This window comes from uncultured Leifsonia sp. (assembly GCF_945957465.1).
Taxonomy (GTDB): Bacteria; Actinomycetota; Actinomycetes; order Actinomycetales; family Microbacteriaceae; genus Leifsonia.
This window is the reverse complement of sequence record NZ_CAMFLC010000013.1, coordinates 61837-76089: the sequence shown is the minus strand read 5'-3', so window position 1 is coordinate 76089 and position 14253 is coordinate 61837. Positions and strand designations below refer to the sequence as shown.

Annotated in this window: 18 protein-coding genes; 11 read left to right on the top strand and 7 right to left on the bottom strand. The window is 63.4% G+C overall.

Features of this window, described 5'->3' with window-relative positions:
• Positions 1-19: 19 nt before the first annotated feature.
• Positions 20-361: a hypothetical protein gene (locus tag Q0Q23_RS08470; RefSeq protein ID WP_295122003.1), complete on the bottom strand. Its 342-nt coding sequence runs from the start codon at positions 359-361 to the stop codon at positions 20-22.
• 83 nt (positions 362-444) lie between these two features.
• Here Q0Q23_RS08470 and Q0Q23_RS08465 point away from each other — a divergent pair, with 83 nt between their 5' ends.
• The 3 genes from Q0Q23_RS08465 (at position 445) to Q0Q23_RS08455 (ending at position 2604) form a co-directional block, all read left to right on the top strand.
• Positions 445-1200: a hypothetical protein gene (locus Q0Q23_RS08465; RefSeq protein ID WP_295122001.1), complete on the top strand. Its 756-nt coding sequence runs from the start codon at positions 445-447 to the stop codon at positions 1198-1200.
• Between the two features lie 67 nt (positions 1201-1267).
• A complete protein-coding gene (locus Q0Q23_RS08460) occupies positions 1268-2008 on the top strand; it encodes an aminoglycoside phosphotransferase family protein (RefSeq protein ID WP_295121998.1) in 741 nt (246 codons plus the stop codon).
• Complete coding sequence (locus Q0Q23_RS08455; RefSeq protein ID WP_363316246.1) at positions 1999-2604, top strand: YdcF family protein; 606 nt, start codon at positions 1999-2001, stop codon at positions 2602-2604. The genes Q0Q23_RS08460 and Q0Q23_RS08455 overlap by 10 nt, the downstream gene beginning before the upstream one ends.
• Before the next feature lie 5 nt (positions 2605-2609).
• Here the strand turns inward: Q0Q23_RS08455 and Q0Q23_RS08450 are convergent, their stop codons facing one another.
• Positions 2610-3266, bottom strand: a complete 657-nt coding sequence (locus Q0Q23_RS08450; RefSeq protein WP_295121994.1) for a bifunctional 2-polyprenyl-6-hydroxyphenol methylase/3-demethylubiquinol 3-O-methyltransferase UbiG — start codon at positions 3264-3266, stop codon at positions 2610-2612.
• 85 nt (positions 3267-3351) lie between these two features.
• The gene (locus Q0Q23_RS08445) at positions 3352-3783 is read right to left on the bottom strand and encodes an NUDIX domain-containing protein (RefSeq protein ID WP_295121992.1); all 432 of its coding nucleotides are present in this window, start codon (positions 3781-3783) and stop codon (positions 3352-3354) included.
• Positions 3784-4026: 243 nt separating this feature from the next.
• On the opposite strand from Q0Q23_RS08445, the gene Q0Q23_RS08440 reads away from it, so the two are divergent.
• From Q0Q23_RS08440 to Q0Q23_RS08415, 6 genes are all read left to right on the top strand, one after another.
• Positions 4027-4224, top strand: coding sequence for an IS3 family transposase (locus Q0Q23_RS08440; RefSeq protein WP_363316247.1), 198 nt, complete (start codon positions 4027-4029; stop codon positions 4222-4224).
• 203 nt (positions 4225-4427) lie between these two features.
• Positions 4428-5264, top strand: coding sequence for an AAA family ATPase (locus Q0Q23_RS08435; RefSeq protein WP_295121990.1), 837 nt, complete (start codon positions 4428-4430; stop codon positions 5262-5264).
• Positions 5265-5272: 8 nt separating this feature from the next.
• The gene (locus tag Q0Q23_RS08430) at positions 5273-5794 is read left to right on the top strand and encodes a hypothetical protein (RefSeq protein ID WP_295121988.1); all 522 of its coding nucleotides are present in this window, start codon (positions 5273-5275) and stop codon (positions 5792-5794) included.
• 15 nt (positions 5795-5809) lie between these two features.
• Positions 5810-6358, top strand: a complete 549-nt coding sequence (locus Q0Q23_RS08425) for a TIR domain-containing protein (protein ID WP_295121986.1) — start codon at positions 5810-5812, stop codon at positions 6356-6358.
• 42 nt (positions 6359-6400) lie between these two features.
• A complete protein-coding gene (locus Q0Q23_RS08420) occupies positions 6401-7609 on the top strand; it encodes a toll/interleukin-1 receptor domain-containing protein (RefSeq protein ID WP_295121984.1) in 1209 nt (402 codons plus the stop codon).
• Positions 7606-8439 carry a hypothetical protein gene (locus tag Q0Q23_RS08415; RefSeq protein WP_295121982.1) on the top strand — a complete coding sequence of 278 codons (834 nt, stop codon included), beginning with the start codon at positions 7606-7608 and terminating at the stop codon, positions 8437-8439. The genes Q0Q23_RS08420 and Q0Q23_RS08415 overlap by 4 nt, the downstream gene beginning before the upstream one ends.
• 454 nt (positions 8440-8893) lie before the next feature.
• Here the strand turns inward: Q0Q23_RS08415 and Q0Q23_RS08410 are convergent, their stop codons facing one another.
• Both Q0Q23_RS08410 and Q0Q23_RS08405 read right to left on the bottom strand, forming a co-directional pair.
• Entirely contained in the window at positions 8894-9841 is a 948-nt protein-coding gene (locus tag Q0Q23_RS08410) for a hypothetical protein (protein ID WP_295121980.1), read from the bottom strand.
• Positions 9838-10359, bottom strand: coding sequence for a hypothetical protein (locus Q0Q23_RS08405; RefSeq protein ID WP_295121978.1), 522 nt, complete (start codon positions 10357-10359; stop codon positions 9838-9840). The genes Q0Q23_RS08410 and Q0Q23_RS08405 overlap by 4 nt, the downstream gene beginning before the upstream one ends.
• 315 nt (positions 10360-10674) lie before the next feature.
• Between Q0Q23_RS08405 and Q0Q23_RS08400 the strand changes: the two genes are divergently transcribed.
• Entirely contained in the window at positions 10675-11430 is a 756-nt protein-coding gene (locus Q0Q23_RS08400) for a hypothetical protein (RefSeq protein WP_295121975.1), read from the top strand.
• A gap of 229 nt (positions 11431-11659) precedes the next feature.
• Here the strand turns inward: Q0Q23_RS08400 and Q0Q23_RS08395 are convergent, their stop codons facing one another.
• Positions 11660-11929, bottom strand: coding sequence for a hypothetical protein (locus Q0Q23_RS08395; protein ID WP_295121973.1), 270 nt, complete (start codon positions 11927-11929; stop codon positions 11660-11662).
• 48 nt (positions 11930-11977) lie between these two features.
• Positions 11978-12670, bottom strand: a complete 693-nt coding sequence (locus Q0Q23_RS08390) for a FadR/GntR family transcriptional regulator (protein WP_295121971.1) — start codon at positions 12668-12670, stop codon at positions 11978-11980.
• Between the two features lie 142 nt (positions 12671-12812).
• Between Q0Q23_RS08390 and Q0Q23_RS08385 the strand changes: the two genes are divergently transcribed.
• A complete protein-coding gene (locus tag Q0Q23_RS08385) occupies positions 12813-14252 on the top strand; it encodes a GntP family permease (RefSeq protein WP_295121969.1) in 1440 nt (479 codons plus the stop codon).
• The last annotated feature ends 1 nt before the right edge of the window (position 14253 follow it).

The window sequence follows — 14253 nt, the reverse complement described above, 5'->3', positions numbered from 1 at the left end:
AGGGGCGTTGCCTCAGCAACTAACAACCCCTGCCACTAAGTCTGACGCGCGACACTTCGCTCACCGTAATTACAGGGATGGCGAGCATTGAAGCGCGTAGCTGGCTAAACATGTTTAAGACTTGCGCGGCAAAGTCATGTTCGTCCGCGTCCGAGAAATTGAGGGAATGGATCCAGATGACGTCGCTGATACGTTCCCATGACTTCGCGAGCTGTTTGGGTGCGGTCTCGGGGGCAGTCACTTCAACAAGCGGCACAAGTAGCGCGGAGTCGCAGGTCTCGATGGCGCCCAACTCCGCCATTTTGCCCTTGAGGATCGGGACATATCCGGAGTTGGGTATGGGACTGTTTGCATTGACCATGATGGATGCTAATCACGAGACTCACGTCGCTCCCAGCGCCTGTTCGAGGGTCATGCAATCGGTTCTCAGCCAAGCGCGACGACGTGGATGCCGCCATCTTGCGATTCGTCGAAAGCCAAGATGCGCTCCGCGATCAGCTGAGCGCCTATAAGAAGGAGGCGGCGGACACCCAAAAGCGAATCTCGGATCGGGAAGAGGCCGTCCAAAAGATCCATTCGGAGGCCCGCGAGAAAGTAGATGCCGCCATTTCAGCCGCTAAGAGTCAGTTTGAGGCTGTAGCGACTGAAGCCGCAGCCACATTGCGTACCCAAGAGGCCGAGTATGTTTCAAACGCGGAAGGCGTCATCAAAGCCCTCGAGGAACAGCAGAAGAAGGCTGGCCGGGTAGTCGCCCTTATCGGGGGCGCAGGGATGGCTGACGGGTACAACGCATACGCCGATTCCCAGACCACCGCAGCATTCAGGTGGAACCTCGCCGCGGTGGTGCTTGGCGTTGCCGCTGTGATCTATCTCGCAGTTACACTATGGGACCTCCGAGTCGCAACAGAGGTGCCATCTCCAGCCGTCATCGTTCTCAAGAGTGCCGTTTCAATCACAGGACTCTCTGTTGCCGGATACATGGCGCATCGCCTCCAATCATCGAAAGCAAGCCGTAAAAGCGAAGTTCCGCGCTATGGATCTTGTCGCGCTCGGCCCGTTTACAGAAGAGCTTGCGGAAGAGCAAAAGCAAACGTTGGTCTACGGCGTTGGGGTTTCGGCGTTCATTCAAGATGCAGACGACGAGGAGAAGCGATCGCTGCTCTCACGAGGGACGAAGAAGTCGATGGAAGGGTGATCTAGGTGGGGACGGCGGCCGTGATCGCTAGCGTCGCCCGCGGGGGGTGCGCGGTGCCCGTATGCTCAACGCGTGGATCGGGAGCCGATAGAGGAGTTGCTGGCCGGCGGCAACACGACCGAGGGCGTCGTAAAGGCAGACCGGACCGTTCGGCGTCCGCGCGGCCGGCGTTCGTCCTTCGCCAGCGAGGTTCTTCGCGCCCTGAATGAGGCGGGTGTCGCGTGGGCGCCCGCCTACCTCGGTATCGACGCGGAGGGCCGCGACACCTTGTCCTATATCCCAGGTACAACCACCGATCACCCTTCTCAACGCGACGAACGCTGTTATGCGGCATTCGGCGGGATTCTGCGGGAACTTCATGACTTCAGCCGTGGCATCCCGCTGGCATCAAACTCCGAGTGCTTGGTCCACGGTGACCCGGGTCCGTTCAATGTGATCATGGCCGAGGGCATGCCGGTGGCGCTGATCGACTGGGACAGCGTCCATCCCGGGGACCCGATGGAGGACGTCGGCTATGCGGGATGGACATGGTGCATCCAGGCCGTGGGGAACGTGCCGGTCGAAGACCAAGCGCGGCGGCTGCGTTTGCTCGCGGACGGCTACGACCCCGAGCTGACCGCCGACGTGCTAATCGAGGCGGTCTTCCGATCCCAGGATGCGATCATCCGGATCGAGGGAGCGAACGCCCGCGACGACCAGCTCAGCGACCAGCGACGCCAGCACGCGCGCGCTGCCGTGGAGTGGGCCAGCAGCTGCCGGGGTGTACTCGATAAGGACTTGGAGATCTTCGCGGAAGCACTGCGATGCGAATGACGATGAAGACAATGGCGAAGACGGCTTTCGCGCTGTCGATTCCTCTAGGGGTCCTCGTGTGGTCAGAGGCGGTCCATTCCCGGTCGTCCAAACGCAGACTGAACCCGCGTGCCCAGGCTGATCCGCTCTTGGAAGCGGTTGTGGTACTCGGGTACAAGAACCGAGGCACGCGCGCGAACGCCGTCAACCGGTATCGGGTTCGCGCGGGTCTCAGGTCGTTCGATGATCGTGCGTCTGATCGGCTCCTCATTCTTTGCGGTGGGCCGGTGGCTGGCGACACTGCTGAGGCGAGCGTCATGGCCGACTTCGCCCGGGCGAGCGGCTACACCGGTGCTCTCCGACTCGACACCGAGAGCTTCACGACGTGGGAGAACATCGCAAATGCGATTCCTTTGATGGAGGACGCCGACTCGATAAAAATCGTCTCCAACTCGCTGCATGCCGAGAAGGGTCGCGCGTACTTGTGGCGCTTGCGTCCTGATCTCGCCGTGCGGCTCCGCCGTGGGGCGGACTACAGGTTCGGCGAGATTATCTTCCTGAAACCGATCGCCGCTGTGATGGGACTTCGAGAACTGCGACGGCTGCCGCGGGGATGAGTCCCCTACAGTTCAGGCCGGTTCACCCAGACCGCGGTGTACCGCCAGAACAGCCGACGCCGCATCCGGATGCCGGGAAGCGTCGCGCTCGCAATCGCACGGACCTCGTCGAACGACTGGCTCGCCTCCGCCGTCGAAGCCCGCATGTGGAGGGGCGGCGTCCGCGCCCGTCGCGGGTGGCGGAGCAGCCCGACGATCGGGTTCAGGAGGAGCGAGACCCATGAGCGCGGCGCATCCCTCGCGGTCTCTTTCGCCACTCCGATGATCACCAGGCGGCCGCCCGGACGGAGGGACGACCGGACGGCGTCGAGTGCCGCCTGCAACGGCATGTGGTGAAGCGACGCTACGAACACGATCAGGTCGTATAGCGGGGATGGCTCACCCCCGAATCGGCGCTGTTCGATACGGACGCGCGAAGAGTCGCGGAAGCGCTCGACCGCGACTGCCGCTATTTCCTCGTCCGGCTCCAAGCCCACCACCGCTGGGAAAATGGTAGACAGACGCGCCAGCAGGTTTCCGGTCCCGCATCCCACGTCCAACGCCGCGGTACCGCCGCGACGGCGAACCGCTCGGGCCTGCCGCAGAACGAAGCCGGCGAACGCGTCGTTGTGCGACCAAGGATGCGCCGAGTTGATCCGGGCGATCGCCGTGAGCAGACCCATGCGGACAGCCTAAAGGCCGCCCGGTGTGCGGTCCCGATCCTGACAGCGTCGACAGGACTCGCCTCGGCCGACATCAGTTGCGCACCTACGCGGGCGCATCCGCGATGACCCGATCGATCCACTTCTGTCGCGGAAGTTCCGTGATCGCGGCGCGCTCGAACCAGCACAGCTCGAAGATCTCCTCCATGTCCGGCGCTGGGGCGGTGAGCAGCTCGCACTCGTAGGCGATGGTGACGTAGCCGGCTCGATCACCGTTTCCGTAGGTCCACATCATCTGTTCGCCTCCGTAGGCGCCGACGAGTCCCGTGATCCGGACTTCGGCGCCCGTCTCTTCGAGGACCTCGCGAACAAGGGCGTCTGCCGGCTCTTCGCCCGGTTCGATGCCGCCTCCAATAAGACTCCAGTGCTCGCCTGTATCGCGCGCTAACAGAAACCGCTCGCCGTCGCGGATGAGTGCGGTCACAGCGGGCAGGAAAAGGAAGTCGTTCCCGATGTACGTCCCCAAGGGCGTCAGCATGAAGGACCTCACCCAGGCGGACCTCGATGCCGTCGCCGCACGCCTCAACTCTCGGCCTAGGAAGACCCTTGACTTCGACACCCCAGCCGATAGGCTCCAAGCACTGTTGCGCTGACGGGTTGAGTTCACCAGCGTGTATTTCGCGAGGGAGAACATGCTCCCAAAATAGGGTTCTGGCTGGTCCAGGAGCTCGCCGCGGACGGTGTCCCCGTCGCAGTGGCCTGCCGGTTTCTGAACGTCTCGATCTCCGGCTACCACGACTGGGCCACCCGGCCTTCGTCCGTGCGGGCGGTCGCGGATGACTCGAAGACGCAGCTGGCCTCGGCCGTGTTCGAGTGGATCGAGGGCTTCTGCAACTCGCGCCGCCGGCACTCCGCCCTCGACTACCTCAGCCCCGCCGACTACGAAGCCCTTCACACCACCGCCGAAATCGCGGCATGATCCACACACCGAAACCGTCCGGGAAACCGGGTCAGGCTCTTATCTGCTTGGTCAGGACTTGTGAGGCAGACTTGGGCGTCGCGTAGGAGCCCGCGAGCGCGGTAGTGCCTAGTGGGCGCTCACTTGGCGTGTCCGTGTGGAGCGATGTCCGTGGTCCGTGGTCTGATTCTCCTATGACTTCCGCTCGTCCTGCCCCGCATCTGGTGCCCGCCATCCCGGACCGGTTCGCGCACGCTGTCAATGAGCACCTCGTCTTCAACTTCGCAGAAGTCGACGCTTGGCCGCTCGTCCTGGGGATCTTCGGGAGGCCTGGCGACGGCAAGAGTTTTCAGCTTCGCCGGCATCTCGAACTTCGTGGAGTGCTGCCCATATCGATCAATGCGGCGGACTTGGAGAGCGACCGCGCGGGGACGCCCGGGAAGCTTGTGCTCGACACGTACGAGAACGCAGGGCATCGGATCGACGAGGGCACGCCCGCTGCGCTTGTCGTGGACGACTTTGACACCACGGTCGGGGAGTGGGCGCAGAGCACGACCACAGTGAATCACCAGCAGGTGCTCGCTCAGCTTATGCATCTGGCGGATAGCCCAACTCGCGCTGGCGATAGAAGCCTCCGCCGGGTGCCTGTCGTGCTCACCGGAAACGACCTATCAAAGGTGTATCCGCCCCTTCGAAGGCCAGGCCGGATGCGCGCATTCCCCTGGTTGCCGACCGAGGCGGAACGACTGGAAATCGTGGCAGGTATCCTCGGCAGGTTTCTTACGCGAGCGGAGCTTGAGTCACTCGTCGGCGAGCTTCCCGATGCTCCAATCGCGTTCTTCTCTGACCTCCTTGTAGAGATTCTTGCCCGCGCATCGGACGACGAGGTGCGACGAGCAGCAGGATCACTCGTCACACTGATTCAACCCCGAAGCACCGCTCGCGTGGAGTTTGAGCGCAAGGTGACAGCGGGTTCGCTTTCTGCAGATGAGATCAAGGTGTTGGCGCTCGGAATTTGGCATGAGCGTTCGATTGCAACGCAGTCGTACGTGGGGGACTGAGGAGAGACATGAGCACCTTCACATATTCGTATGCCTACACCCGTGCTCAAGCACTAATGGATCAAGTTGACGTGCTCTTCACCGCGGCAGGCATCGACAAGGATGCCACCGCCAAGGTCTGTTACGGCGTCGATCAGAGGTGGCTCACATCTGTTGGCCTCTATCTGAGACGAGATGGCACGCGAGTGTATGAGGTGGAAGCGCGCATCAACTGGTCGGCGCACTCGGACAGCGCGTCGCTCGACTTCTCCACAGACCTACCCGGGTGGGAAGGAACTGCGTCGCCCGAAGCTTCGATCCTTGGCGCTCGATTTGCTTCGCGAGCCCGATCCGAGGGCCTGACTCCGCACTATTGGGTACGGTTCACACCCGCGATCATTCGCGACCCCACGCGACACAGTCAACTCTGCCCGAAAGTCGGAGTCAGCTACGGCAGCCACCCGCCCGACTGGTCGAAGTCGCCTAGCGAGACAACACTCAGACTGCAGGATCTCGGCGAGGTAGGACTCGTGGAGCGCAGCGCTCTATAGACGAAGGGGTTCACCATGGCACGCAACATCTTCTTGTCCTTCCACCAAGCAGACGAGCTCGAAGTCAATATATGGAGACGACGCTTCGGCCAGTATTTCAACGAGATCCGCAGTCTCGGCCTCAGCGAGTTCGGAGACGACTTCGCCGAGCACATTGAGAGCGGCGACAGTGACTATGTGATGCGGAAGATCCGCGAAGACAAGATCGCCGGAACATCCTGCACGGTTGTTTTGATTGGCCAGTGCACCTGGGCCCGTCGCTACGTTGATTGGGAGATCGCGGCGACATTGCGGAATTTCACCCACAGTCAGCGTGGAGGCCTTATTGGCGTGCAGCTTCCCGGTGCGCAGGATCACGGCTGGTCGAAACTGCCTCCGCGCCTCGAACTGAATGTCCAGAAGAACCAGGAGCTGGACGTTGGATACGCGCGGTTCTACCCGCCAGCCCCGAGCGACGGCACCATCGCGCAATGGGTCGAGGACGCGGCTACCCGACGAGATGAGATGGACCCAGCCACCGGCTCAACAAGTGGACTGATGGTGAATAGCCGGACCTGCCCATGACTTCACGCAGCCCAAGTAGGTCTCGCTGAGGGAGCGTTGCTCATGCCTGTAACCCCGCCCATTCTCGACATCTTCGTGATCTGGCACCCCGACGAGCTCGGTGGTGAGGATCTCTTCAAACAACTTGACGATCATTACCACTCGCCAGCGTTTTCTGGTCTCGCTGGAGGTGCAGTCGAGGTCTATGGCCGGAGCGCCGCTTGGGCTCCGGACAGCGCGCCTAGGCCGCTTGGTATCGCAGCCGAACTCGCCCCAGGCGTCACAGGTGCGCAGTACAACGTCATCATTCTTTACATCGGGGCGAGCCTCGCTCAGGCCGTCCTTAACGACTCCGGGTGGGAGTCCTACGTTGCGGACATCGCGCAGTATTCCGGGCGGGACGATGTCATTGTTCTTCCACTCCTTAGGCCACGGTTCAGCATCCCCGATACGCGGATCGGGGAACTCGTAGGAGGTATACAGCCGCTTCCGCGTGAGTCGCTCACAGATCCTGGGGTTTTCGGACGCGAAGTCAGCCAGGCTGTCACTCAATGGCTCACGGGCCAGGAGCGAATCCAGGTGTTCGTGAGCCACACAAAGCATCCCTCACTCGTCGAATCGCACGACAACGACGGGGCATGGATCTACGACCGCGTGCGCGAGGCGATCCTGACCACGCGACTGGAGGACTTTTTCGACGCACAAGACATCCAGACAGGCGAGGATTGGGAGGCTGCTCTCGACGGTAACGCCCGCCGTTCCGCTCTTCTCATGGTCCGCACGGACTCCTACGCGGGCCGGGAATGGACTCAGCGCGAGGTGCTCGAAGCGAAGGCCGCCGACATGCCCATTATCTGCATGTACGCGCTGACTGATGGCGAGAGTCGCGGATCATTCCTAATGGATCACGTCCCATCAGTCCCATGCGACTTGTCGCAGCCTTTGCCCGGTATCAAGACCGCACTCAATCGCCTCGTCGACGAAGCGCTGAAACGCTCGTTGTGGCAGGCGCAAGAGGTGTATCTCAAAGAGGATGGCTTCGACTGGCTCCCAGTCCACGCTCCCGAACCTGTAACTCTCACGCGATGGCTCATGAATCACCAAGCAGTCGATCAAGCAGATCGTCATGTATGGATCATGCATCCCGACCCTCCGCTCGGCCCGCGCGAACGCGCGGTCGTCACAGACCTCTGTGTCCTTGCCGGGTTCAACACATCAGACGTCCTGACGCCACGGACGTTCGCCACTCGTGGTGGAGTCCTTCCATCGTGAACGAGCCAACATTGATTCCTCGGGACGCGCTCGCAGGCCGACGAGTGGGGCTTTCTGTCTCCCAGAGCGCCGACCTAGAGACTCTCGGCCTGTCCGAACGCCACTGCCGCTTGGTGGTTGCGGAAGTGACACGCGCGATTCTCTTGGCGGGCGGCACAGTCGTATACGGTGGCCGGCTGAAGCCAGAAGGCTACACGCGAGTCCTCCTTGACGAGATCCAACGATTCAAAGAAGGAGCAGCGTCCGTCGAGATTGTCCTGGCCGAGCCCGAGTTTCAGGCCACTTCCGCTGAGGTCCTTGATGAGACAATGCAGCGTCTCGGGACTCTTGGAGCGCTTCGCTTCGTTAGCCACGATGGTCAGGAGCTCTCGCTACGAGACAAGAGTCGACAGGCAGACGAATATGACGCCGCAGATGCCTATACATCCATGCGAAAGTTCGTCGCGCGGAACACTGATGCAAGAGTAGTGGTCGGCGGTCAACTTGCTGGCTACAAGGGGCGTGAACCGGGCATCATCGAGGAGGCGAGGCTGAGCCTAGAAGCGGGCGCGGAGTTATATATCGCTGGGGGATACGGAGGAGCGGCCGCGCTTCTCGCTATCGCTGCACGCGGGAGTACGCCAAATTGGATGCCGCAGGGATTCCCGCGCCACGCGGAAGACGCTGACGTACAGCGCGCGCTAGAGAGATTTCTTGCCGTCAACGCGACGACTAGTCGGGTCGCCCTGTCTGAGACCGATGCACGTGTTCTCGAGGCAAGTCATCGTCCTGCAGATATCGCGACGACTGTTGCACGCGCGCTCGCTGCCGATCGTTCCGCGTCGGAGTAGGTGCCAGAGCTGACGCGCCAAGGTGGCCCGACAGCGACGTCTGAGTGCCCCCGGCCCCGTCAAGTCTTGCGCCGTACTAGCGCACTGTGTCGACCATGAACATCGCGCACCGGCACTCCTCGGACGTCCCCCCCGGGTGTGGTAGGCGCACAAGAGCCACCAGGAGAGGGGACTAGAAGGGGACCAGAATCATGCACGCCACGCATTTCCTGACGTGCCTGCATGACCTGAGCCTCGGAAACATGCAGATTATGGTCCCAACAACGGCGCCTGGACGCCTGGGGGTCAAGGGGTCGCAGGTTCAAATCCTGTCAGCCCGACGTAAAAGCCCTGGTGAGAAGCCATTTTCATCAGGGCTTCGTCATGTCTGCCTACGACTTCTTGTTAGTCCTTCTCTGCGAAGCGCCTGCAACGTCCGCGCGCGAATTGCGTTTGCCATCGTCGGCTTGCCGCGTCAGGTGCGCGCGCGCTGCTTCGAGCCCGCCTCATAGTTGCGGTCGGTGAGGTAGCTGTGGAGATAGTCGTCGGCGAGGAGCCGGGGAATCTGGTGCCGGTGCTGGGGTGAGGCGTCGAACTGCAACGCCTTCTTGCCGTCGATGGTGGCGATCGGAATGTCGTAATCCGGGTAGGACTCAACGAATGCAACGAGCTTCTTGGTCGTGAGGTTCTTTGCGTAGTCCGGGTCGGACTGCAGGAGGCGAGCAACATAGGCCATCTTCGCGCGCATGCTTGGATCATCCATCACCGCCTGCTCCAACTCCGCGAACCCGTCGATACGGATCTTGGCCGTCACCGCTACCAGCGTGTCACGGGCGAGCTGGCGTGCTTTGTCGGGCGCTTGGAGCTTCGTCTGGATAAGGGTGACCGTCGTGAAGTACGCGAACTCCCCCCGCGTGAGCACATCGAATCGGGGCTCGTAGAACAGCACGTCGCCCTCGATCGGTCGGTAGACCCCGTCGCGCGGGACGAGTGGGATGCCGCGCGCCCGTCTCGTCGCGATCCCAGGACCCTTGAGCCGGTAGGCAACTATTCGGTTCGCACCTGTACCCACCGCGTGCGCCATCGCCATGACCGTCCGGCCGCCCGCGTCGTTGGGCACATCTCCGCGCCTAATCGCCGCGTCCAAGGCTGAGAGCTCCGGAATATCGTCGAGCTTCTCGACAAGAACCTGGGAGCTATTAGTCTGATATGACGGGTCGTAGTCGAGGAACTGCTTTCCCGTGAGGGCCTCCGCGAACCGACGGACGTCGCCAACGACGTCCGATGCCATCCCATCGACCAGATCGAACCGGGTCAATTCCGAGTCAGCCAGCGCTTCTCCACGGATGACGAAATTGTCCAAACCGGTCGGATCTGCGGCCAGTGCGGTAGTGAGCGCCTGGCGCGCCGGTTCATCGGTCATGGTCGTCCTTTCAACTGGATGGCGACATCGTCACCAAGGTATCGACACTCGACAACTCCCTGCTGCGGAAGGCGTCCGGACCGTGACAGCACCATCGTTATCGCGCCGCCCGCTGTGGTCACTTGATAAAGGTGGAATCCGACGACAGCAAGACTCGGATTCAGGTGGTACAGCCCGGCCCGGACATAGATCACCACGAGAAGTAGAACGAGGGCGATCGTTGCCACCAAGGATGCGATGTCATCACTGAACAACGCGACCACGACAGGGACGATGTAGCTCGATGCGAACCCGAGAACGCTCTCGTCCGCGCGCCGCACCTCCACCGACTCCACGGGACGCGCCTGAACCCGCGCGACGCTGCGAAGTACCAGCCACAGGAGCACCAGCGAGAGGAGACAACCGGCAAGTATCGCCCAGCTGACCCAGCCCAGCGTTGGCAGCTTCAAGGTCGCGATCAGAGCGAGCAACGGCGCGAACGCTGACGCGAGCAGCCCTGCACCCACGATCCCCTTCATAACTCGACTGTAGAGGCAAGCACAGACACTCAAATGGAGAGGCCCCATCCCTCGAATGCCTAGCCGCTCGTGTCCACCGTCTCACCAAGGGAAAGCACGCAGTCAGCTAGCAGAGCCCCCACATCGTCTCGAGTGCCTCCGCCAGATCGGTCCGCACCTCGATGGCCGCTGCGAGGAGGGGCGACAGCTCCTGCCGAGCAAGCGCATAGGCAATCCGGGGCCATGCTCGTGGATCGCTTCCGACGTCATGCCCGTTCCCGATATGGCCTAATCGAATCCCGGAGCGTAGACCTGGTAAATCAGGGGAGGCACACGATGAAGATCAGGGATCGGGAGCGGATGCTGGAAGCGGTGGAGCGGACGCAGTTCGAGGCACGTGCAAACTACGTGAACGCGGGGCGAGTGCTCGCTCGTTCGAAAGCGCGCACCGGGATGGAACTCGTCTCCGTCCTCGACGGGGAGGACAAGCCGGCGAAGCTCGTCGGGAGGAAAGATGGCTTGCGGGACGCCCTCTCCGTCATCCGTTCCACAGAGTTCTTGGAGCAGCCGACGTCGAGGTTCCATAGGGAGCACGGATGGACGTGCTCCCTTCCAGTGGACGACGCGCGCTCGGATTTCTCGGTGAGCGACGACGCGGATAGCTTCTTCTACGGCCTGGTCGAACCCGTGAGGTACGCAACGAACTACCTCGTGGAGGCGAGGGTTCCCGAATGGAGCGCGGAACGGACCCCCGTCCTGTGGGCGCTCGATTTCGGCGATCTCACGTCGGACACCGTCTTCTTCGCGATGAACGACCGAGGCTACGCGTATATTGCTCTCGGGCCCGCTGAACCGGTTGCGAAGAAAGGTTGGGAGCCGCGGCTCAGTGATTTCACCGTCGAGCTGGACCGGACCAGAAAGGCTTTGACCGAGGCGATCGCCGCGGTGGCTCCGGCTCTGGACGCCACGGCTCTGGCGGGCGCGTGCTGGCAGTACTTCACTGAGGCGCACGGCCTCCGAGATGACGGGACCGATCTTCGGTGGGACGCACTCCGGGATGGGGTTACGGGCAGTCGCTCAACGTCCGCTTGATCGAGTCTGCGTCCTGCCTGGCTGATGCTGAGCCCGTAGCTGCTGAGGACGAAAACGTACCGGGTAACCTGATTGCAGCCGCAGCCGGCGTTGCCCGGCAGCGGTCGGCATCGCCCAAATGTCCACGGCAGCGGGGTGGGGTCGGCGTCTGGGGGAGCGGAAGGGGCGCAGCCTGGTGACGGGCGTGGAGAAGTGCGGTCTTACATCACTCCTCGGGACGCCATCCAGCTCACCCACTCGGATGCGGATTCGGCGGCCCATCCCAGTACCCGTGGCGCACGTTGTTGTCGTACCGCACCAGCTCATCCGCACGCTCGAGCGACGCGCACACGGCCATCAGCCGGCGCTCGGCGGGATCCAGGTCCCACCGGATCACCAGGTACTGGTCGTTGCCACGCTTGTCGGTGTAGCGATGGATCACCGCTTTCGGCAGCACCTTGTCGTCGCGCATCACCAGCCAGGTGTCCCTGTCGTAGCGGATGGGCTTCGGGCGCGTCACGCTCCAATTAGAACATATGTTCGAACGAGCGGAACCGCCGAGAACCCCTCACGTCTTCTCACCCAGCGCCTGCACCGCCGCGTCCGCCTCTTCTACGATCGCCCGCATCGCGGCCTCCGCCTTGGCGCCGTCGCCCGCTCGCACCGCTGCCGCGACCTCCTCGTGCAGCCGGATGGCCTCGGGGTTGGCCGTGTGCGGCATCAGCGCGTGCACCGTCCGGCCTGACAAGGCCTCGACCACAGCGCGGCTGAGGGCGCGGAACCCCGGGTTGCCCGAGGCCTCCAGGAGTGTGCGGTGGAACGCCTGGTCGTAGGCGAGATATTCACCGTGGTCGGCCGCGCGCTGTGTGGCGGCCATTCCGACGATCGCCTCCGTGAGCGCCCCGCACTGCTCGGGCGTGGCCCGGGTGCTGGCGAGCCGGGCAGCGACCGGCTCGATCGCCATGCGGAGCTCGCTGAGGTTGCCGAGGGCGGCGATCCGGTCGGGCCCGGCCAGGCGCCAGGCGATGACGCGCGGGTCGAGGACCTGCCACTCGCTTCTGTCTTGCACGACCGTGCCGCGGCGGCGTCGCGCCTGCACCAGGCCCAGGGCTTCGAGCACGCGGAGGCACTCCCGCAGAACCGTGCGGGAGATGCCGAGGCCCTCGGGTGTGAGCACCGAGCCGGGCGGGATCTCACCCGAGACGATGCGGCTGCCGACCGACTCGAGAGCCTGCTCGTGGAGGGACTCCGTTGACACCATGCCTCATTATCGAGGTTCGCGCCTGTGCAGACAAAACTCAACCCGGTGCCGAATAAAGCGTATGAAAATCTACAGAGTTCGCATTTAATCAGATTTATTTGTAGGGTGGCGTCGCACATTCCCATCACGACCAAGGATGCTCATGATCCCCACCCTGTTCGGCGCGCTGCGTGTCGTCTCAGCCGCAGCCCCGCCCGCACCCCACCCCAGCGCCTCCGAGCCTCAGCTGATCGTCGCCGCCGTCGTCGGCGTCGCGCTCATCGTCGTGCTCATCACCTGGCTCAAGATCCACCCCTTCCTCTCCCTCCTGCTCGGTGCACTCATCACCGGCCTGGTCGCCGGGATGGGCGCCGACGCCGCGACCGCGAGCTTCATCAACGGCTTCGGCGCGACCGAAGGCAGCGTCGGCATCCTCATCGCCCTCGGTGCGATGTACGGCAAGCTGCTCGCCGACTCCGGGGGAGCCGACCGCATCGTCGACACGCTGGTGTCGCGCACCAGCGTGCGCGCGCTGCCGTGGGTGATGGGCCTCGTCGGCGCCATCATCGGCCTGCCGATGTTCTTCGAGATCGGGCTGGTGCTGCTCATCCCGGTCATCATCCTGGTCACCAAGCGCTCCGGTCTGCCGCTCATGCGCATCGCGCTGCCGACCATCGCCGGCCTGTCCGCCATGCACGGCCTCGTGCCTCCCCACCCGGGACCGCTGGTCGCGATCGCCGCGCTCGGCGCCAACCTCGGGGTCACGCTCGCCTTCGGCGTGCTCGTCGCCATCCCCACGATCATCCTCGCCGGCCCGGTCTTCAGCCGGTGGGCGGCCAAGTGGGTGCCCGTCGACGTCCCCACGCTGTTCCTCGAGAACGGTGAGGAGGCCGAGGCCGGCCGCACGACGGAGGTCGAGCGCAAGCGCCCTGCGTTCGCCCTCGCGCTGATCAGCATCCTGCTGCCCGTCGTGCTCATGCTCGGCAAGGCGCTGGCCGACATCGTCGCCCAGAACTCGACCGCCGAGTGGAAGGTGATCCTCGACTTCCTCGGCACGCCCGCCATCGCCCTGACCATCGCGGTTCTCGCGGGCTTCTTCCTCCTCGGCATCCCCGGCGGCATGAACCGCAAGACGCTGGCGGCGAGCATGACCAGTGCCCTTCCGCCGATCGCCGGCATCCTCTTGATCGTCGGTGCGGGCGGCGGCTTCAAGCAGGTGCTCGTCGACACGGGCATCGGCCAGGTCATCGCGTCGTTCGCCAGCGGCAGCAACGGCATCGGCATCCTGCTGCTCGCCTGGTTCATCGCGGCGCTCATCCGCGTCGCCACCGGATCGGCCACCGTCGCGACCGTCACCGCCGCCGGCATCCTGGTGCCGCTCACCGCGCACCTGTCGACCCCGATGGTGTCGCTGCTGGTGCTCGCGATCGGCTCGGGATCGCTGTTCCTCTCGCACGTCAACGACGCCGGCTTCTGGCTGGTCAAGGAGTACCTCGGGCTCAGCATCCCGCAGACCCTCCGCAGCTGGACCGTGCTGGAGTGCATCGCCTCGGTGGTCGGCCTCGCCGGAACCCTGGTGATCGCCCTCGTCATCGGAGGCTGAC